The 21,563-nt window shown below is 32.6% G+C and carries 20 protein-coding genes and 1 pseudogene; 12 read left to right on the forward strand and 9 right to left on the reverse strand.

The window, feature by feature from the left end; genetic code table 11:
* Positions 1-11 precede the first annotated feature (11 nt).
* Positions 12-1,700 carry a dihydroxy-acid dehydratase gene (ilvD, locus tag ACA31_RS09140; protein ID WP_057513026.1) on the reverse strand — a complete coding sequence of 563 codons (1,689 nt, stop codon included), beginning with the start codon at positions 1,698-1,700 and terminating at the stop codon, positions 12-14.
* Positions 1,701-2,347: 647 nt separating this feature from the next.
* Here ilvD and tsaE point away from each other — a divergent pair.
* The 5 genes from tsaE (at position 2,348) to ACA31_RS09165 (ending at position 5,609) form a co-directional block, all read left to right on the forward strand.
* Positions 2,348-2,809 (forward strand): tRNA (adenosine(37)-N6)-threonylcarbamoyltransferase complex ATPase subunit type 1 TsaE, encoded by a 462-nt coding sequence (gene tsaE / locus ACA31_RS09145; RefSeq protein ID WP_057513027.1) that lies wholly within the window; start codon positions 2,348-2,350, stop codon positions 2,807-2,809.
* Positions 2,790-3,452 carry a tRNA (adenosine(37)-N6)-threonylcarbamoyltransferase complex dimerization subunit type 1 TsaB gene (gene tsaB / locus ACA31_RS09150; RefSeq protein WP_057513028.1) on the forward strand — a complete coding sequence of 221 codons (663 nt, stop codon included), beginning with the start codon at positions 2,790-2,792 and terminating at the stop codon, positions 3,450-3,452. Before tsaE ends, tsaB begins: the two co-directional genes overlap by 20 nt.
* A complete protein-coding gene (gene rimI / locus ACA31_RS09155; protein ID WP_057513029.1) occupies positions 3,425-3,889 on the forward strand; it encodes a ribosomal protein S18-alanine N-acetyltransferase in 465 nt (154 codons plus the stop codon). The genes tsaB and rimI overlap by 28 nt, the downstream gene beginning before the upstream one ends.
* Entirely contained in the window at positions 3,882-4,910 is a 1,029-nt protein-coding gene (gene tsaD / locus ACA31_RS09160; protein WP_057513030.1) for a tRNA (adenosine(37)-N6)-threonylcarbamoyltransferase complex transferase subunit TsaD, read from the forward strand. Before rimI ends, tsaD begins: the two co-directional genes overlap by 8 nt.
* Before the next feature lie 276 nt (positions 4,911-5,186).
* Positions 5,187-5,609 carry a VOC family protein gene (locus tag ACA31_RS09165; RefSeq protein WP_057513031.1) on the forward strand — a complete coding sequence of 141 codons (423 nt, stop codon included), beginning with the start codon at positions 5,187-5,189 and terminating at the stop codon, positions 5,607-5,609.
* A gap of 50 nt (positions 5,610-5,659) precedes the next feature.
* Here ACA31_RS09165 and ACA31_RS09170 read toward each other — a convergent pair whose 3' ends face one another.
* Positions 5,660-7,261, reverse strand: coding sequence for a MutS-related protein (locus ACA31_RS09170; protein ID WP_057513032.1), 1,602 nt, complete (start codon positions 7,259-7,261; stop codon positions 5,660-5,662).
* A 353-nt stretch (positions 7,262-7,614) separates the two neighbouring features.
* Positions 7,615-9,543: an ABC-F family ATP-binding cassette domain-containing protein gene (locus ACA31_RS09175; RefSeq protein ID WP_057513033.1), complete on the reverse strand. Its 1,929-nt coding sequence runs from the start codon at positions 9,541-9,543 to the stop codon at positions 7,615-7,617.
* A gap of 144 nt (positions 9,544-9,687) precedes the next feature.
* Here ACA31_RS09175 and ACA31_RS09180 point away from each other — a divergent pair, with 144 nt between their 5' ends.
* From ACA31_RS09180 to ACA31_RS09205, 6 genes are all read left to right on the forward strand, one after another.
* A complete protein-coding gene (locus ACA31_RS09180; protein WP_172793170.1) occupies positions 9,688-10,335 on the forward strand; it encodes a redox-sensing transcriptional repressor Rex in 648 nt (215 codons plus the stop codon).
* Between the two features lie 217 nt (positions 10,336-10,552).
* Positions 10,553-11,644 (forward strand): YeeE/YedE family protein, encoded by a 1,092-nt coding sequence (locus ACA31_RS09185; protein WP_057513035.1) that lies wholly within the window; start codon positions 10,553-10,555, stop codon positions 11,642-11,644.
* Between the two features lie 23 nt (positions 11,645-11,667).
* A complete protein-coding gene (locus ACA31_RS09190; protein WP_057513036.1) occupies positions 11,668-11,895 on the forward strand; it encodes a sulfurtransferase TusA family protein in 228 nt (75 codons plus the stop codon).
* A 144-nt stretch (positions 11,896-12,039) separates the two neighbouring features.
* Positions 12,040-13,002 carry a LacI family DNA-binding transcriptional regulator gene (locus ACA31_RS09195; protein WP_057513037.1) on the forward strand — a complete coding sequence of 321 codons (963 nt, stop codon included), beginning with the start codon at positions 12,040-12,042 and terminating at the stop codon, positions 13,000-13,002.
* An 87-nt stretch (positions 13,003-13,089) separates the two neighbouring features.
* Positions 13,090-14,574, forward strand: a complete 1,485-nt coding sequence (locus tag ACA31_RS09200; protein ID WP_057513038.1) for a sucrose-6-phosphate hydrolase — start codon at positions 13,090-13,092, stop codon at positions 14,572-14,574.
* Positions 14,571-15,539 (forward strand): carbohydrate kinase family protein, encoded by a 969-nt coding sequence (locus ACA31_RS09205; protein ID WP_057513039.1) that lies wholly within the window; start codon positions 14,571-14,573, stop codon positions 15,537-15,539. The genes ACA31_RS09200 and ACA31_RS09205 overlap by 4 nt, the downstream gene beginning before the upstream one ends.
* Positions 15,540-15,576: 37 nt before the next feature.
* Here the strand turns inward: ACA31_RS09205 and agrA are convergent, their stop codons facing one another.
* The 6 genes from agrA to ACA31_RS09235 form a co-directional block, all read right to left on the reverse strand.
* Positions 15,577-16,293, reverse strand: a complete 717-nt coding sequence (agrA, locus tag ACA31_RS09210) for a quorum-sensing response regulator AgrA (protein ID WP_057513040.1) — start codon at positions 16,291-16,293, stop codon at positions 15,577-15,579.
* A gap of 12 nt (positions 16,294-16,305) precedes the next feature.
* Complete coding sequence (agrC, locus tag ACA31_RS09215) at positions 16,306-17,601, reverse strand: quorum-sensing sensor histidine kinase AgrC (RefSeq protein WP_057513041.1); 1,296 nt, start codon at positions 17,599-17,601, stop codon at positions 16,306-16,308.
* A gap of 23 nt (positions 17,602-17,624) precedes the next feature.
* Positions 17,625-17,762, reverse strand: a complete 138-nt coding sequence (agrD, locus tag ACA31_RS09220) for a cyclic lactone autoinducer peptide AgrD (protein ID WP_057513042.1) — start codon at positions 17,760-17,762, stop codon at positions 17,625-17,627.
* A 2-nt stretch (positions 17,763-17,764) separates the two neighbouring features.
* Positions 17,765-18,334 carry an accessory gene regulator AgrB gene (locus ACA31_RS09225; protein ID WP_057513043.1) on the reverse strand — a complete coding sequence of 190 codons (570 nt, stop codon included), beginning with the start codon at positions 18,332-18,334 and terminating at the stop codon, positions 17,765-17,767.
* A 759-nt stretch (positions 18,335-19,093) separates the two neighbouring features.
* Positions 19,094-19,879 carry a carbon-nitrogen family hydrolase gene (locus tag ACA31_RS09230; RefSeq protein WP_057513044.1) on the reverse strand — a complete coding sequence of 262 codons (786 nt, stop codon included), beginning with the start codon at positions 19,877-19,879 and terminating at the stop codon, positions 19,094-19,096.
* A gap of 221 nt (positions 19,880-20,100) precedes the next feature.
* A complete protein-coding gene (locus tag ACA31_RS09235) occupies positions 20,101-20,730 on the reverse strand; it encodes a nitroreductase family protein (protein ID WP_057513045.1) in 630 nt (209 codons plus the stop codon).
* A gap of 192 nt (positions 20,731-20,922) precedes the next feature.
* Here ACA31_RS09235 and ACA31_RS13290 point away from each other — a divergent pair.
* Positions 20,923-21,563: pseudogene (locus ACA31_RS13290) on the forward strand (SdrH family protein); the annotation flags it as partial.

Genomic DNA, 21,563 nt, shown 5'->3' on the forward strand with positions numbered 1-21,563 from the left:
GTGCTCACTCCTTAAATGAGATTTTCGGGAACTTGCATTACGCCACCGGTATTAGCACTTGTAACGAGTGCTGTGTAACGTGCAAGATAACCAGTTTTCACTTTTGCTTTAAATGGTTTTACATCTTGTTTTCTATCTTCTAAAGTTTCATTTGATACTTCGACATTTAATGTTCGGTTGGTTAAATCAATAGTAATTTCATCACCATCTTTAATTAGTCCAATAGGTCCACCCGAAGCCGCTTCAGGTGATATATGTCCTACAGCAATGCCTCGAGTTGCACCTGAGAAACGGCCATCTGTAATTAATGCGACATCTTTACCTAATCCTCTTCCTACAATTGAAGAAGTAGGAGCTAACATTTCAGGCATGCCTGGACCACCTTTAGGGCCTTCATATCTTATGACAACAACATGACCTTCTCGAACAACGTGATTATCAATTGCTTCTACTGCATCATCGTGTGAATCAAAACAAATTGCTTTACCTTTAAATACTTTAATTGAAGGATCTACACCACCTACTTTAATGACGGCGCCTTTAGGAGCTAAATTACCGTATAAAATTGAAAGGCCTCCCTGTTTGTCGTAAGGGTTATCTAAATGTCTAATTACATCGCTATTTAAGATTTCTTTACCTTCATTATTTTCGCGAAGGGTCTTGCCTGTTGCTGTGATTCTATCTGGATGTAAGGTACCATCTCTTTTAAATAGTTCATTAATAATTGCTGGAACACCACCTGCTTCATGTACATCATGCATTGAATAAGAAGAACTAGGTGCTATTTTTGAAAGGTAAGGTGTTTTCTTAGCAAGTTCATTAATTCTTGTTAAGTCATAATCGATGCCTGCTTCATTTGCAATTGCTAATGTGTGAAGAACAGTGTTTGTAGAACCACCCATTGCCATGTCTAGCGCAAAAGCATCATCAATTGCTTCACGAGTTACGATATCTCTTGGTTTAATATCATTCTTTATATTATCTACTAATTTAAATGCGGCTTCTCTAATCATTTCTCTACGTTGATCACTCACTGCTAATGCTGTTCCATTATATGGGAGGGATAAACCTAAAACTTCCATTAAACAGTTCATTGAATTCGCGGTGAACATACCAGAACAAGAACCACATGTTGGACAAGCATTTTGTTCCATATCTAAAAATTCATCTTTTGAAATCGAACCATCTTTAAAAGCGCCAACTGCTTCAAACATTGAAGAAAGTGTTAATGCTTTACCTTCTGAAGATAATCCTGCTTTCATAGGGCCACCAGAACAAAATATGGCTGGCACATTGGTTCTGACTGATGCGAGTATCATGCCTGGTGTAATCTTGTCACAGTTAGGAATATAGAATACACCGTCAAACCAATGAGCGTTAATTACTGTTTCAGCAGAATCGGCAATGATTTCTCGTGAGGGAAGGGAATATCTCATTCCTATATGCCCCATTGCGATACCATCATCTACACCGATTGTGTCAAATTCAAAGGGAATAGCACCTGCTTCACGAATTGCTTCTTTGGCAATATCTGCTAATTCTCTTAAGTGAACATGTCCTGGGACAATGTCAATATATGAATTGCAAATTGCCACGAAAGGCTTATTCATATCTGTTGGTTTTTCTAATGCACCTGTAGCATGCAAAAGACTTCTTGCTGGAGCCTGCTGATCACCTTTTTTGATCATATCGCTTCTCATACTGTTTCCCCCTTAAAATTGAAAATAAAAAAACGTCCCAATAATTTATTGGGACGTTTTCAAGTCCCATTCAACTAGAAAGAGGACTTAAACGTTTAGTAAATTCTTCACTAAAGTTCCAGTCCTAATAGCATAATAAAATGACTAAAATATTTGAAGTTGTTGGTTTGTATTGCATATGGTTTTTGGTCATTTTATTATACTCCTCTCGAATGAATGGTTTTATTTAATTGAATTGTCTAAAAATTCGATAAACTAAATTTACTACATCGACGAGGTCATGTCAATAACTTTTTCGAATTATCTCTAAATTCACACAATTGCAAAAAATAAAGAACTTGTTTCACTATGAAGTAAAATAGAGAAAAATTTGTTAAACTATAAGAGTTATTTATATAGAACAGATAAATTGAAGTAATAGATAGTGATTATCTCAAATAAAAATTACGAATAGTTAATATAGAAGAAACTTATTTTTTATAATGGATTATAAAATCTCTATCAAAGGTTTTCAAGTGCTGATTGCACTTGCATAAGTAGTACTAATTCATTAAATTGAGGAAATTCAAAATGTACTACTGAGCTGAAGCTCATGCATAAGAACTACTAATCTTGCAAGCGAGTAGTTCTTTAAAAAGGAGAGGAATATGATTAAGATAAAGGATTTAGATGGAATGGCGATTTTTGCTACAATGCTAGCAAAGTATTTATCAGCTGGCGACCTTGTATTGCTTAATGGTGGTTTAGGTGCTGGTAAAACAACATTAAGTCAATTTATTGGAAAAGCCTTAGGTGTAAAAAGAAATATTAATTCACCAACATTCAATATTATAAAATCATATCAAGGGTCAAGTTTGAAATTACATCATATGGACTGTTATAGATTAGAAGACTCTGAAGAAGATTTAGGATTTGATGAATATTTTGAAGATGAAGCAGTTATTTTAATTGAATGGAGTATATTTATTTCTGAGTTTTTACCACCGTCTTATTTAACTATTAATATAACGACATTAAATGAATCGGAAAGAAATGTAGAAATAGAAGCACAAGGTGTACATTATGCAAAAATAAAGGAGGAAGTTGAACGTGAACTATCTGTTGATTGATACGTCAAATCAGCCATTGTCAGTTGCTATAATGCAAGATGATAAGGTGTTAAGTGAATTGAATTCAAATGAAAAAGTAAATCATTCAGTACAATTAATGCCAGCAATCGAACAAGTTATTGCTGAAAGTAAAGTATTGAAAGAAAATATCGATGTCATTGTAGTAGCACAAGGACCAGGTTCATATACTGGGTTAAGAATAGGTGTAACAGTTGCAAAAACTTTAGCATATGCTTTAAATGCTGAGCTGTATGGCGTGTCGTCACTCAAGGCACTTGCTGCAACTATTAAAGAAGACACAAAGTTGATTGTACCTGTGTTTGATGCAAGACGAGAAGCGGTTTATACAGGTGTATACCAATATGAAGAGGATCAATTAGTTCAAGTTGAACAAGATCAGTATCTACCAATTGAAGAATTATTGGATTTATTGTACAAGAAGGGTCAACCTTATATGTTTGTAGGGATGGACACTGAAAAGTTAGAAGAACTATTAGATAGTACCTGTGTTGCGAATGTGCCACAAGCTAAAAACATGAAACCACTCATTGAAACATCAGAAAATATTCATCAATTTAAACCAAACTATATTAAAATATCAGAGGCTGAGAGAAATTGGCTAAACCAACAGAACAAGAGTTGAATATAAGATTAATGAACGCAAAAGATGTTCCACAGGTATTTGATATTGAAAGAAATAGTTTTAATGATAGTAGTTGGTCGATTGATGCGTTTTATCACGAGGTAGAGCAAAATGAATTTGCAAATTATTTTGTTATTGAATTTAATGAGAAGGTAATAGGTTATATTGGCTTATGGATAGTAATTGATCAAGCACAAATTACAACGATCGCTATTGATAAGGAATATAGAGGTTACGGGTTAGGTCAACTTTTATTAAAATATGTAATGAATTTCGTCCGAGAAAAATGTGAGATGATGAGTTTAGAAGTGCGTGTAGATAATAATGTAGCACAACACGTTTATACAAACTTAGGTTTTAAATATGGTGGTAAGCGAAAAAATTATTATGGTGAAGGCGAGGATGCATTAGTTATGTGGGTGGATTTTAATGAGTGAAACAACATTAATATTAGCAATTGAATCGAGTTGTGATGAAACAAGTGTAAGTATTATTAAAAATGGTACAGAAATACTCAGTAATATCGTATTGAGTCAAATTGAGAGTCATAAACGTTTTGGTGGCGTAGTGCCAGAAGTAGCAAGTAGACATCATGTTGAAGGTATAACAACAACGATTGATGAATCATTAGTTAAAGCAAATGTAACAATGCATGATATAGATGCAGTTGCTGTAACACAAGGGCCAGGATTGATTGGAGCATTATTAGTGGGAATTAATGCGGCAAAAGCTTTGGCATTTGCTTACGATAAACCTTTGATTCCTGTTCATCATATTGCAGGTCATATATATGCGAATCATTTAGAAACGCCTTTACAGTTTCCTTTAATGGCATTAATTGTTTCTGGTGGACATACAGAATTAATTTATATGAAAGATCATTTAAGCTTTGAAGTTATAGGCGAAACAAGAGATGACGCTGTAGGTGAAGCTTATGATAAAGTAGCGAGAACAATTGGACTAAGTTATCCAGGGGGCCCGCAAGTAGACATTCTTGCAGCAGAAGGACAAGATAATTATCAATTTCCTAGAGTATGGCTTGAAAAAAATAGCTATGACTTCAGCTTTAGTGGCTTGAAAAGTGCAGTAATTAATAAGTTGCATAATTTAAAACAAAAAGGTGAAGAAATTAATAAAGCAGATGTAGCAACAAGTTTTCAAAATAGTGTCGTAGAAGTTTTGGTCGGCAAAGCTATTTCAGCTTGCGAGCATTATGATGTTAAGCAACTAATTGTTGCAGGTGGCGTGGCAAGTAACAAAGGATTACGAGCAAATTTAGCAGTAGCTTGTGAATCACATAACATCAAACTTTGTATACCAAGTCCTAGACTTTGCACAGATAATGCTGCCATGATTGGTTCAGCAGGCCATTATTTATATCAGGCTGGTGTTATTGCTGATATGACGTTAAATGGTTTTAATAGTATGGATATTGAACAATTTTCAGTTAAACATTAGTGAATAATTGAAAAGATAAATCTATGGATAACATATACGTTAAATATATTTTCTTAAAATAATAACATCAAACCATTGAAATTTGATATGCTCCCTTCAAAGTTTTTACTTTTTAAGTGTCTACTTGACTAGGTGCAGTTCATTTTGTCGATGTGTTGGTGTTATTTTTCATTTACATTTCGAAAATAAGGGTATAGGTAATTTAGTTAAACATTAACAAATAACGATAGCGTCTAAGGATACTTACAAATATTATTTTTAAAGGAGGATATTTTAATGAAATCAGTTCAATATTTTAACTTTCAAAATAGTTTGGCAGCGTTAAATTTCTATGAAAATCACTTAGGGGCCACAGACATACAACGTGTTGGCGGTGATCATGAAATGTTTGCAGATATGCCAGAGGAATATGATATTGATAAGAACTTTACTATGAATGCATCGTTTAAAATTTTAGGTGAAACATTCTATTGTAGCGATACAATGAAAAATAAAAAAATTGATAATAGCGGTGCGATTGTGGCTTTCACTTTTGATTATTCAAATGAAGCGGACAAACAGCAAGCAGAAGCGTTTTTTAATAACGCGATAGAAGGTGGATGTAAAGCTACGATGCCATTAGGTAAGACAGAGTGGTCTGAACTATACGGTATGTTTAATGACCCATTTGGTATAACTTGGATGATTAATGCAGAATAAATTATAAAAAGATGCCATAACCTATTTGATTAGGCTAGGCATCTTTTTGATTAATCGGTTTTTGAGGTGAAAGAATTTGCGCGTTTATAGATTTGTTTTGGAAATTGCATAATACGTAATAACTCTATGGCATTCCTTGTATCGGCTTTACCAGGTTTTACCTTGAAGTCAAAAGCAATTTGATTTTCTAAAATAGATTCATTGAAATGATAATTTGAATAGTTTTTCTCTAGTAAAATAGCTAACTCTATGTCATGTGTAGCAGCAATAAGCCTATAACCAGGTAGTTGATTCAAGTAGTTTAATACAGATTCTGAAGCAGCAATACGTTCTGTAGTATTGGTTCCTTTAAAAATTTCATCAATAAAGCAATATATTTTGTCGGAGGTTGTTATATCAAATAAACGTCGTATCGATTTGACTTCAGTCATAAAATAACTATCTCCAGTTAAAATATCATCTTGGTTAACCATAGAGGTATAAACTACGCCGGGTTCATAGATGAATTTAGTTGCTGTAACAGTGTTTACTGCTTGAGCTAATACTAAATTTAGAGCAATTGCTTTCATAAATGTTGATTTACCTGAAGCATTGGAACCCGTTAAAAGTATATGGTTATTTATACTCATATCATTAGAAACCGCTTCATAGATAAGAGGGTGAGTTAATTCTTCAAATTCAAGGTGATCTTTTCTATTGATTTGTGGAAGAGAGTAATGATCCAACGTCTCTTGCCAAAGTGCTACGGCATAATGATTATCTATGCTCGAAATATATGTATAACAAGTCATTACTTCATCTTCGTATTTTTTAAAACTGTTTTGAATTAAGTGGAATATATGATAATCCAGCATAAAAATTATTTTAACTAGTAAAGATACGACAAGAGCATCTTCGCTAGAATTAACACGACCTAATAAACCACTAAATCTACGAGCTATACGAAAATGGCTAAAATCGACATCAATGTTAGGTGTATCCTCAATTTTTTGTAAGTTATGTGCTTTTTTAATTACTGTAGATGTATAAAATATTGCATTTAAATCTTGATTATACGTCTTTTTTAACGAGCCACTAAGAATCATATTTAAAATGACAGAAGCGATTGTTAAAGCGATACCTTTAATAGGTGAAAAGAAAGTTAAAATCATAAAAATAATAGGTAAATATGTACAAATCATAAAAAAATTATTACGTTTAATATGTAATAATTGATCTGGAAAAATAGGGTAAATAGCTTTGCCAATTTGCGCTAAGTGCAAAGAAACGGAATTTCTAAATGAAATATTTGTTTTAAATTGATGAATTAAATTTTCATCTTTTACTTTATACATATTTCTCAGTGTAGCAAAGAGTCTCATTTCACCAATTGCAGTAAAATTAAAATTCATATTATGAAATACACTTTCCATATTTAAATCAGACCAAGTTTTATCATCTAACAATAAATTTTCATCAAAGCTATTTTTATATGTGTCAAACTCATAACTATAGTTATGGTTAGAACGAATAAAATTTTCTAGTGGTTTTTGGTTAGACCATAGATTTTGTAAGTCATACTTTAATTTTTTATTAGCAACAATCGTCGTAGTAATAATTAGTATTGTCGTACCTAGAATAAAAGCAATTAGAAACCATAGTAAAGTAAGCATATTTTGTACATCCTTCACGATTTTGCTTTAAACCCGTAATAATTATGACATGACTTTCCATTTTAAACAAATGGCTTTACTCTGGATTAATTATAGTTTGAATAGAATGTCAATAGGGAACATGCGTACTTATCAACAAACAGTGTATAACTTGTGGATAACTAGTGGTTATGTATGTGGATATAGGTTGATATCTGAAAATTGAAAACAGCTTATAGTTACTTATTACTTGTTGATAACTAGGATAACTCTGTGGATAGCTATCATAACAGCAAAGGCAGTGTGAATAGAATGAGCATAAAAAAAGAGCTAAAGTAGAAAAATATACTTTAGCTCAATTGCACTTATAACGACTATATTAACATTTCTTGTAATTCTGCCCACTCATCCATGACTTGTTCTGATTTTTGTTCGGCTATTTCTTTTTCAATTGCCAAATCATTTGCCTTTTCTGGATTAGAATACACATCAGGTTGTGTGAGCTGTTCATTTATATTATTTATTTCTTGTTCGTATATTTCAATATTTGTTTCACATTGTTCTATTTTACGTTCAATTTGTCGTTGCTCTCGTTTTTGCTGTTTTTGGTCAACGTAAGTATGGTTTTGTGATGTACTTACTTCTGTTTTTGTAGGATTATCCAATTCTTTTTTGGCTTGAATAGCTGCTTTTTCTTCTAATTTTTCAATGTAATACTGATAATCACCTAAATACATTGTTCCACCAGTAGTGTCCAAGTCATAAACTTTATTTGCAAGTTCATTTATAAAATAACGATCATGTGACACGAATAAAATTGTGCCTTCAAAGTCTGACAATGCCTGTTCAAGCATCTCTTTAGAGTCTATGTCTAAATGGTTAGTTGGTTCATCTAAAATAAGCACGTTATTACGCTCTAGCATCAGTAGAGCAAGTTGAAGGCGCGCTTTTTCTCCACCAGACAAGTCATTGATGATTTTTTTGACATCATCTTGTACAAATAAGAAACGACCTAAGACAGCTCGAATATCTTTTTCATTCATCGTTGGATATTGATCCCATAAATAATCAAGGATTGTTTTGTTTGATTTAAATTCAGCTTGTTTTTGATCGTAATAACCAACTTTTAAATTTGCCCCTGTTGTAATTTCTCCATTAATCTTTTGTTGGAGGCCAGCGACTGTCTTGATTAAAGTAGACTTTCCAATACCATTAGGACCAATGATTGCTATATGGTCTCCTTTAGTGGCTTCGATGTTAATCCCTTTTGTTATAGCTTCTTCATAGCCAATTTCTAGGTTTTTAATATGAAATACATCGTTTCCAGTATTTCTATCAAAATCGAATTGTATGTTGGCGCTTTTAGCATCAATCATAGGTTTGTTAACTCTTTCAATTTTTTCTAACATTTTTCGTCGGCTTTTTGCCATACCCGTAGTTGAAGCACGAGCGATGTTTTTCTCTACGAATGTTTCAAGTCGCTTAATTTCAGCTTGCTGACTTTCATATTCTTGCATACGTTTTTCGTAATATTTATCTCTTTGTTCTATGAATTGACCGTAGTTACCTACATAATGCTGTACGTCACCGAGCGCAACGTCATAAATTTGATTGACGATTTTATCTAAGAAATATCTATCGTGACTAATAATGACGATAGCGCCTTTGAAATAATTAAGATAACTTTCCAACCATTGAGTTGTTTCCATATCTAAATGGTTTGTAGGTTCATCAAGTAATAGCAAATCAGGTTCACTAAGTAACATCTGAGCTAAAGATAATCTGGTCTTTTGACCACCACTAAAATCATTAATAGGGCGATTAAAATCCGCTTCACTAAAATTTAAACCATGTAGTACAGTCTTAATCTTACTCTCATATTGGTAACCTTCTTGTTGTTCAAATTGATTTGATAACGACTCATAACGATCGATGTGCGCCTTATATGATTCAGTATCATATTCATCAGCGTGTTGCGCTAACCAGTCTGTTTCAAATTTCATTTCTGATTCTAATTTTTTCATACTTTCAAATGGTTTCGACATTTCATCAAAAACAGTTTGATTCGTATTTAAAGTCATTTGTTGTGTTAGATAACCAAGCTTGAGATTTTTGCTTTTTGAAACTTGACCGCTATCATATGTCTCGACGCCAGCAATTATTTTCATTAAAGTAGATTTTCCGGCACCATTACGTCCTACGATACCAATACGTTCACCAGTTTTAACTTCAAAATCTACATTATTAAAAATATCTTCTCCGTCGAATGATTTAGTTAAGTCATTGAGTTGTAATAATATCATCCGATTTGCACCTCTCTATTCATTATCATTCTACAGTATTCAACGCATGGTTAAAACTATCATTGTTTATTTTTATTATTCATTAATGTATAATGTTGTAGTGATTATAAGATAAATCAGCAATAGATAATGAAATAGGGGGACATGATCTTGGCTAATCAAAGCGAAAAGATTCCTCGTGCCACATTGAAACGTTTACCGTTGTATTATAGATTCGTCAATACTTTGAAATCTAAAGGCATAGATAGAGTTAATTCAAAAACTATAAGTGAGGGCTTGAACATTGATTCTGCAACGATTCGTCGTGATTTTTCATATTTTGGTGAATTAGGCAAGAAAGGCTATGGCTATAATATAGATAGCTTATTACATTTTTTTAAAAATGAGATAAGTGAAAATGACGAGATAAAAATTGCAATTGTAGGTGTTGGGAATTTAGGGAAAGCATTATTAACATATAACTTCTCAATACATGATGAAATGACAATAACGGAAGCTTTTGATATACGAGATGAAATTATAGGGACGCAAATAGGGAAAGTGACAGTTAGTCCGTTTGATAAAATTACGGATATATTAGCACAAGAACATATTGATGTAGTGATTTTAACAACACCTGAAGAAGTAGCGCAGAACGTTGCTGATACTTTAGTGAAAACAGGTGTAAAAGGTATTTTAAACTTTACACCAAGTCGTGTTCTGACACCATCGGATGTTCAAGTACATCATATTGATTTAGGTATTGAATTACAATCTTTACTATTCTTTATGAAAAATTATAGTAACAAATAAAGCGTATGAAAATAGGCTAGCTTTTTATATACACGAGACACACGTTTAGTGGTGAGTGTTTAAAAAAGCTAGTTTTTGTATTTATTTATATGATTACTACCAACTATAGTTATTGTCACAATTAATACTTTATAAAATGTGATCAAACAGGCTTGATATTTAGCGGAAAGTTTAATATGATAAATCATATTGATTTTATCGGGAAAGAGGTAATGATATGACGTGGTTAGTAATCAGTGGACTGATCGTTGGTGTGCTTTTAGGTTTTGTTATGCAAAGAACGCGATTTTGTTTAGCTGGTGGATTTAGAGATATGTACGTTCAAAAAAGCAATAAAATGTTTTATGCATTGTTAATTGCAATTTCCGTACAAAGTATTGGGTTATTAATTTTAACATCAACAGGCTTAGTAGAAATTCCAGAATCTACGTATCCAATTATTGGAACAGTAATAGGTTCATTTATTTTTGGTATTGGTATTATTTTATCTGGAGGCTGTGCTACAGGTACGTGGTATAGAGCTGGCGAAGGTTTGATTGGAAGTTGGATGGCACTTATTGCTTATGGCTTTACTGCAGCAGCAACAAAATATGGTTTGCTGTTGCCATTAATGAATGGTGTGAACAAACCGACAAATGTTAATGCAAGTATGTCACAAACGACTGGTGTACCAACATGGATTTGGGTCACGTTACTTACAATAATCACTATACTTCTTGTTGTAAAAACGTTACGTAAACCAAAACCTAAATTTGCTATACCTAAATTAAAGCAAAAATATACAGGTATAAGACATTATTTATTCGAGAAGAAATATCATCCATTTGTTGCTGCAATTGCTGTTGGACTAATTGCACTTCTTGCATGGCCTATGAGTGAATCAACAGGTAGAATGTCTGGTCTTGGTATTACAACACCATCTGCCAATATAGTTCAATTCTTTGTAACTGGTGACTTGAAATTGATAGACTGGGGTGTATTCCTTGTTCTAGGTATATTCGTTGGTTCTTATATTGCTGCGAAAGGTGCTAAAGAATTTAAATGGAGAATGCCTGATAAAAAGACAATACGTAATAGCGTTATCGGTGGCGTATGTATGGGATTTGGCGCTTCTGTAGCTGGCGGTTGTTCGATAGGTAATGGTTTAGTAGAAACTGCAGCGATGTCATGGAAAGGTTGGATTGCACTTGCGTCTATGATTTTGGGAGCTTGGTTTATGAGTTACTTTATATTTATAAAACCAATGAAAAAAGCGCAACGCCAACAAGCAAATAAAAATACGGTCTCAACACAGACACAAACGACTTAATTATATTAGGGAGGAATTTAATTATGGTACATGAATTAGGTACAGTTGGAATGGTTTGTCCATTTCCACTTATAGAAGCACAAAAGAAAATGGAAACAATGGATAACGGTGAAGAATTAAAAATAGATTTTGACTGTACTCAGGCAACTGAGGCACTACCTAATTGGGCAGCTGAAAAAGGATACCCGATAACAAACTATGAACAATTAGATGATGCTTCTTGGACGATTACTATCCAAAAAGCTGAATAGATGAAAGACCAACCAACTTGCTATTATTAGGTTAAAACACCTAAGGTATCAGGTTGGTTTTTTATTTTAAATAGTATTTAAAGCGGTTGCAATATGATAGAATTAATCATATTGAGAATAGCTTATTGATGAGAGTGAGAAAATATGAAAAATATATCTGATATTGCAAAAATTGCTGACGTATCAAAGAGTACAGTTTCAAGATATCTTAATAATGGCTCGGTAAGTTTAAAAACTAAGCAAAAGTTGGATAAAATTATTCAGGAAAATGATTACCAACCAAATCAGTTTGCACAAAGCCTAAGAGCGCATAGAACCAATATGATAGGTGCGATTATACCTAGAATGAACTCTTACGCTGTAGATGAAACAATCAAAGGTGTTAAGACAGTTTGTGATGATTTGAACTATAGATTATTGCTTAATTATACAAATATTGATACAGAACTGGAAATTGATGCATTAGAAACGTTTTATAGAAGTAAAGTTGATGGAATTATTCTAATGGCTACAGAAATTACAGATAGACATATGGAAGTGATAAATAAAATTGATGTTCCTGTTATCATTATCGGTCAAGAACATAAGGACTTGCACTGTATTATTCATAATGATTTTCATGCAGGTTATATGGTAGGCAAGGCACTCGGATCAAAGGGATTTAAAAGCATCCAATTTTTTGGAGTTACAGAAACTGATATAGCTGTAGGTATAAATAGGAAAAAAGGCTTAATCAGTGGCTTAGCGAAATATAATATCAAACCACGTATTTCGAAAACCTCATTTAATTACAATGAAGCGATGATTGATGTATCAAAAGTATTGCAAGCTCAAACTAATTATGACGCAGTTGTGGGAGCCACAGATTCTATCGCTTTAGCTGTACATAAAGTCACCTCAGAAGATGCTACACAAAATGAGGACAAATTTATTGTTGGTTTTGGTGGTGATCCAGTTACGGAAATTGTCTCGCCTTCAATTCATACAGTTAATTATCATTTTGAATATGCTGGTGAAGTAGCAATGAGCAAACTTAATCAAATGATTCAACATCAACCGATAGAGCGACGTATCTCTATTGATGTGAGCCTTTCATTTAAAAATTGAGTGAAATATGATACTATATATTATCATGGAACCGGTACCAAATCGTAAAATAAAGTTTGAATATGGGATAGTAGGAGGAAAATAGTAATGGCTGAGTGGACAAGAGATGAACGTTATCAAAGATATGAAGACGTTGATCAGCAATCATTAGATGATTTAACACTTCAAGTTAATCAATCTAAGTATAGACAAACGTTTCATTTACAACCTAAAACAGGATTATTAAATGATCCTAATGGACTGATATATTATAATGGGACGTATTATATATCGCATCAATGGTTTCCATTAGGGCCTGTACATGGCTTAAAATATTGGTATACATATACAAGTAAGGATTTAGTACATTTTGATGATGTGGGACCATCATTAAATCCAGACACTAAAGATGATAGTCATGGTGTTTATAGTGGTAGTGCATTTGAGTATAATAACCATATGTATTATATGTACACGGCAAATCATCGCGATGAAGATTGGAATAGAATTTCTACACAACATATTGCAAAAGTAAATGCACAAGGGGAAGTTAAAAAGTTTCCTAGAGCTGTCATTGCTGAACCACCATTTGGTTATACACAGCATTTCAGAGATCCTAAAGTGTTTTCAAAAGATGATATCTATTATGCTGTCATTGGAGCTCAAAATGATCAAGGACAAGGTAGAGTGATTCAGTATCGTTCAACAGATATTGTGAATTGGGAATTTCAAGGCGAAGTTCATACTAATCTAGATTCATTTGGTTATATGTGGGAATGTCCGGATTACTTTAACTTGGATGGATATGATATGTTGCTATTTTGTCCACAAGGTATTGATGAAGAAGGAGAACGATTTAAGAATATCTATCAATCAGGGTATATTATGGGTCAATATGACATTAATAATTTAGCGATGAATCATGGTGACTTTTTTGAACTTGATCACGGCTTTGATTTTTACGCGCCACAAACGTTTATAGATGAACAGGGACAGCGGATATTAATTGGCTGGATGGGATTGCCGGAAATTAATTATCCATCTGATGTTGATGGGTGGGCACATTGTTTAACTATTCCACGTGTACTATCGATTGAATCGGGTAATTTAAAACAACGACCTGTGAAATCACTTGAACAATTAAGAACGAATAAAGAAACTGCACTAGGATATGCGAATAAATTTACGAGACAATTGTATCCTTATGAAGGAAAACAATATGAATTGATTATCGATATTTTAGAAAACGATTCAACTGAAGTATATTTTGGAGTGCGAACTTCTAAAACACAAACAACACTGCTTACTTATAATAAGAAAGAACAGAAGTTAACATTAGATCGTGGTGAAAGTGGTTTGCTGCCGGATCCGGTTGAGAGTACAACAAGAACTACTTATTTAGATACACCTTTGTCACAGTTACAATTATTTATTGATACATCGAGTGTCGAAATATTCTGCAACGATGGTGAACGTGTCATGACTTCTAGAATTTTTACAGATGACGAAGCTACAGGAATTAAAACATCAACAGAATCTGGACAAGTATATTTAAAATTCACAAAATATGATTTGAAGGATGGGAAAGTATGAAACGACTGCTTGCTATAGGAGAAGCGTTAATAGATTTTATACCAAATACGACAGACTCTAAATTGAAAGATGTTGAAAGGTTTTCACGCCAAGTGGGAGGTGCACCCTGTAATGTTGCATGTACGACAACTAAATTAGGTGGCAAAGCTGAAATGATTACGCAATTAGGCAATGATGCATTTGGTGATTTAATAGTTGAAACGTTAGAAAATTTAGATGTCGGTACACAGTATCTAAAACGTACAGATGAAGCTAATACTGCATTAGCTTTTGTAAGCTTAACCAAAGATGGTGAAAGAGATTTTTCCTTTTATCGCAAACCTTCTGCTGACATGTTGTACCGAACTGAAGCAGTAGCAAGAATTGATGTAACAAAAAACGATGTGTTACATTTTTGTTCGGTTGATTTGGTAGAAAGTCCTATGAAATATGCACACAAAGCATTGATTGATAAAGTTAAAGCAGCAGAGGGGACAGTTGTATTTGATCCGAATGTTCGCTTGCCATTATGGGACAGTGAGAATGCGTGTAAAGAAGCAATACAATCATTTATCCCGTTAGCAAATGTCGTTAAAATTTCTGATGAAGAATTGACATTTGTTACAGATCAGAATGATGAAACACAAGCGATTCAATGGTTATTTCAAGGTGATGTAGAAGCTGTTATTTATACTAAAGGTGCAGACGGAGCTATGATATATTTGAAGGACGGTACAGTTATTACGCATCAAGGGTTTAAAGTACAGCCGATTGATACGACAGGCGCAGGAGATGCTTTTATTGGTGCTTTGATTAGTAGAATCGTAACCTCAAATACAAAGGATATAAATCAATTGTTGAAAAATGAAGGTCAAAGTATTTTAGAATTTAGTAATTATGTAGCGGCAATGGTTACTACAAAATATGGCGCAATAGAGAGTATTCCAAATTTAAGTGAAGTAAATAAAGCATTAAATAAAGAATAAAAAGACTTCGCATATTAATTTATGCTAAGTCTTTTTATTATATTTTTTTTACATTTCTCACTGAAGCAAAGCAATGTTCTTGGTTTTTGAAATAAACAATGCGAGATTTTGAGTCAATGGATTCAATGTTATGTCTGTTAACAACGAAACTGTTATGACATCTAAAAAATCTCTCATCGAGCTGATTAAGTTCTTTAAGATTACCATAGAATTCAATTTGTCTATTATCTAAGTGCGCAATCAATCGATGTGATTTAGTAGAGGACTCAAAAAACATAACATCATCATACTGAACATATACCGAATTACTACCACGTTTTAATTCAATTGTTTCGACAGTGCGTTCTTTAGAAAGTAATTTCAACCTGGATTCCGAAGTTTCTAAACAATCAATGATTCTAGATTTTAATTCATCTGGATCATCTTTAAAAATAAAGTCCATAGCTGCTACTTTATAAACAAAAGTAAGGTATGTAAGCTCGCTATGACTTGTAACAAAAATGATATTACCTACTGGATCGTGCTTGCGAATTTCACTAGCAAGCTTGATACCGTTAATGTCAGCTTCTAATTGTATATCTAAAAAGTAACATCCTATATCACTTAAATTTTTTGAACGTTCTAAAACTTCATAAGGATCGGCAGTTGCAACTTCAATTTCCATCGGCTTCTCTTCAATCATGATGTAATTGTTGATAATTGAAATCATATTCTCACGTTGTCTTTCATCATCTTCACATATGAATATTTTCATATTTTCACACCCTTATGAATCAGTATTTAATATTTCTACTTTTTGAATAAAATAGTTATTATCAATCGTTGTATCTAATAAAACATTAGAAGTCGTATCAGTCAACTCTTTTAATGTTGAAAGTCCGAGACCACGATTTTTACCTTTTGTAGAAAAATTTTCTTGGAATAGGGTATGTACTCTAGGCATATCAATATCACATTTGTTCATGACTATAAACATGACTGAATCATCTTCATTTTTGATAAAAGCAATTCGAATTAGTGGATCATCCACTATTTTTTCAGAAGCCTCAATCGCATTATCAAGTAAAATTCCAATAACTCTACTTAAATTAATAATAGGCATTTCTATTTTTTCAATCGTTTCAGGAACTTCTATGCTAATTCTAATATTTTTTTCTTGGGCTTGTAATATTTTTGTTGTTAATAAACCTTTAATTTCACGAACCTTTAGATTTTCAATACCATTAATTTTAATGGCATTCATTTGCATACTGTCTTGCATAGGTAAGATTTCTTCATGGAAATATTGATCTAAACCTTCCATATCATTTTCTCTAATAAAATCCGACATCGTTGATAATATGTTGACGTAGTCATGTCTAAATTTGCGCATTTCATGATTGATTTTCTCTATTTGTAAAGTGTACTTATAGTAATTTTCAATTTCACGCATATTCCGTTTGTACTGAATCTGGCGAATAATACTAAAAGAAATCGTAACGATAACTACAGCAGTCGTAATGATTAATACGGCATACATGACTACAAAGATTTTCGCGTCTCCAGCTGAAGCAATACTACTTGGTAAGTACAAATAAATTAATAATAAAACTGTAAACAGAAAAATACAAAGAAGGACTAGATAAATTTTATTCAAAGATAAATATGAAGTAGAAAGTTGTTTAAAGAAAAATCTACCAAGTAATGAAAAGATAAGCGTTATTGTAATAAAAATAAATAAGTAAATGATATCAAATATGTATTGTGCTGAAATTAAATCTAGTATTAATGTGGCTAACCAAATTGATAAGAAGTTAGCTGTATACAAGATGAAAAAACCAACAAGTACAGATGCAACGCCTACAAAACGTTTTTTATAATACATAAATATAGCACTAACAATTAACAAAAATAACATTGATCGTGTATCAAAATAAAAGAATAAAATAGTTGAAGGGATTATAATCCCAATAATGGTAAAATAACCCCTAAAAGTATAAGTTACACTTATTAAAATTTTAATGATTAAGAAAAGTAACACTGCTTGTGATACTGATAATATTATTGTGTTTAAAATAGCCATACTCTACACACTCTCTAGAACAATTATTCGTGTAACTCTGAAATTTCTTTTGGAACTTCTGGTTCATCAAAATATCCCATACAAGGATTTATAGCAGCAATTGTTCCTAATGCTGAGAAAATTTTAGTGATTAAATTAATAAAAACTTCATATATAAACATAATTAAACGCCCTCCTTAGGGAAAAATATAGGTAGTTGAGCAATAGCAATCAAAATAATACCTAAAAGTATTAATTGTTGGTAAGGCTCATTGAAAAACATAGACATTACTATTAATAATAAAGTTACAATGACTGTCTTTAATTTCTTAACCTTTACTAATCGTTGCGGTATAGGTTGCTTTTTTGTAGCGGCAGGTGCGTATATCAATAATATAATGAAACCAATTATTGCTAATGGATACATAATTAATGAAGCCACTTCCTTATACCCGATTAACCAGGGTAATAAAACAAATAACAATAAATTTTGCACATGACATAGGATAGAAGATTTTGCATGCGCACCGTGTGCATATTGCCTAATTAAAAAGTAAGATAAATGGACAGTTAGTGTGTAAAAAAAGAGATGGCAAAGGATTGAAACGCCATAAGTTATTATTGTTTTGGTTAAATTGCCTACAAATACTTGCATACCTAAACGCATTTTTAAATAATCAATATGTTCTAAGTTGTTACGTTGTTGTAGATATTTAGCAAAACAATCAATTTTGCCATCTATAGACTTTAACATTGGGCTTCTCTCCTTATGCGTATTATACAATTTTAATTAAGTTTTATGCGTCTTATTGCTTAACTGTATATTTTGTGTTCCTAACTGTTGCTAATCTTTATCTCTTTAATTTTAACATAAAAAAGTGAACATTTAGGAATGAAATATGACGAGTTAGGGATTTTTTAACGAATAAACTCAAAATCGTGGTTAAATGTACTTGTATCACAAAGAAGTGATAGCATTTTACAAATCATTTAATCAATTTTTGTTTGAATTTTGATTCGAATGATGAAGTTAATTAAGCTTTTGAGCAGGAGCTTAATTGATACGCTGATATTGTAACTGTACTTTCTTCGTATAGTTGTTATAGTTACAAAAATTAGTTATCGTTTTTCAATTTTAATACAAACAAGAGGAGGCTGATGTAGTGACAAAAGATCTCTCAGCAGCAATTAGTGATTTCGTAAAATAGTACTTACTGAGTACACAACGCGCTTATTAATTTAAGCATTCCCAATTTAGATTTGCAGAACCTTCCCAGTCTCGAATCTAATATCATTTTAACATTGTCTATAACAGAGACAATTTAAAGTATTAACATGTAAGCTATCGTAAACATCATTCAATTTATCATTAAAATTGGTAAATTCACTAAAATTTTTTCATAATTAATAACATCCCCAAAAATAGATAGAGAAATAACTGTAAAAACATTCCCTTAATAATAAGTTACAAAAACCGTGAGCCCCTCCCAAGCTCACGGTTTTTATTATGAAATCATTTATATAGTTGTGGTCTTAAGTTTTTGAATACTGGAATGGAGTTGCGTTGATTTGTTACTTCATCTAAATCAATGACGCAAGTTAAATGATCTGGTTTTTCTTTTAATTCTGCTATAACCTCACCATTAGGGTTTATCACGATAGAATGACCTGCATATTCAGTCTTGCCATCGTCTCCACAAGCATTACAACCAACTACAAACATATCATTTTCAATGGCACGTGCTTTTAATAGGGCAGTCCAATGATTCAATCTTACCGCTGGCCATTGTGCAACATAAAAAGCGATTTGTGCATCTTTACGGGCTGGATAGCGAAGCAATTCAGGAAAGCGTAAATCATAACAAGTTATATGTGCAACTTTAGCTCCATCTGATAGAGTGAAGGGTTCTGGAACTGCATTACCAGGTGTTAAAAATGAAGGCTCATCTAACATCGGTACAAGATGTACCTTGTCATAACTGTTTATTAAATAACCATTTTTTGAAACGGCAAAAGCAGTATTGTAAATGTTATCTTTCATACTATTTGAAACAGAACCTGCAATTACATCAACTTTATATTGGATTGCTAATTTTGATATAAATTCAAAACTTCTTGATAATTGATTATCAGCAAGTTCTTTTAGCTGAGGTAGGGCATAACCATTATTCCACATTTCCGGTAAAACTACGATATCTGTCTCTGCTGATACATACTCGGCAAACCAATTCGTAATTGTTTCTTCATTTAACGAAACGTTTGCTGGTTCAACTTTAAATTGAAAAATTTCTATATTCATCTCGATCGCCCCTTAAATTGTTGTTAGCATAAATATACTAGATATATTCAGAAAATTCAAAATTAGGCGCAACTTTCAATGATGTTACTAAATGCACACTCAAAATTAAAATATTTAAATATAAAAACCAATTCATTTTAAATGAATTGGTTTTTATAAGTTGAAAAGGATTTATATCCTAAGCGTTTGTATTATTGTTAATGTTTAAAAATTCAAATAAACTATTTTCTTACTAAGAAGCGTTTGCTTACATCATGAAATTCTTTTTCTCCAGCCTCATCACGTACGTTACCAAAAGGCATTTGAGCTACAAGATTCCAAGTGGCAGGAATATCGAACGCTTCAGTTACTGCTACGTCTACAAGTGGATTATAATGTTGTAATGATGCGCCAATACCTTTAGTACTTAATGCAGTCCAAATTGCAAATTGGTGCATTGCATTAGTTTGGCTTGACCAAATGGTAAAGTTCTCAGCGTAGTTAGGCATTTGATTTTGTAATCCTTCAACAACTTCTTGATCTTCAAAGTATAGAATTGTACCATATGAATGTTTGAAGTTATCAATTTTGTCTGAAGTTGCTTGGAATTCACGATCAGGACCCATTGATTTTTTTAGTTCTTCTTTTGTTATATCCCAGAATTTATTATGGTTATCGTTTAATAACAATACAGCACGAGTTGATTGAGCATTGAATGAAGATGGAACATGTTTGATTGCATGTTCGATGATGCCCTCTACCTCTTTATCAGATATTGAAATTTCTTGCCCTAAACTATATATTGAACGTCTTGATTCTACTGCACTTTGAAATGCATCTAGTGTATCTTCTTTTTTACTAAAAAGTCCCATTCGGAAAACTCCTTCACATCAATTTACTTTATATATTAAGTATAATAATTATACCTTGATTTGTAAATAGCTTTTTACAATAAATTTCAAATAGGTTAATTTCTTCTTTCAAAAGCCTGATTTTAATGAAAAATAGTACGATTTCTAATATACTGATAAGGAATGTAAGAAAAATTATTTGGAGGTGAGATTATGAAAAATTATATTTCACATAAATTTATTGTATCTAGCTTTGCAATCGCACTTAGTGCTACATTAATTTCTAAACCGACACAAGGGGCCGAGACAGAACTAAATGAATACAATAAGAATACGCCTATGAATAATGATGATTTAGATCAAAAGCGTATCAATATATCAGATATAGATGAAAATGTGCAAAATAACACTAAGCCAGTAAATAATTCAAATGAGAATGAGGTACCTTCAAATTTTGATCGAACTGATAATAAAACCAGTGGTGACGCTACAACAGATTCATCGTCCAAACAACCAGATGATAGCAACTCAGACAACGACGATTTAGATACTAGTACTGAGCCTGATAAGTCAGAGGAAGACAATCAATCTTCGGATTCAAACAGTACAAGAAACAGTGATAATGGAGCTGAAGAGAAACCATCCTCCGAACAGCCAAGTGGCAATGATTCAGATGATGCTGCTGAGCCTGATAAGCCAGAGGAAGATAATCAATCATCAAGTTCTGACAAACCACAAGGTGATGGTGGCGACTCAGAAGAAAAACCTAAACCAGAGCAACCAAGTGAAGACGGAGACGATAATTCAACGGAACCATCAGAACCGAATAACCCACAAGGTGGCGGAGGTAACTC

This window comes from Staphylococcus sp. NAM3COL9 (assembly GCF_001431205.1).
Taxonomy (GTDB): domain Bacteria; phylum Bacillota; class Bacilli; order Staphylococcales; family Staphylococcaceae; genus Staphylococcus.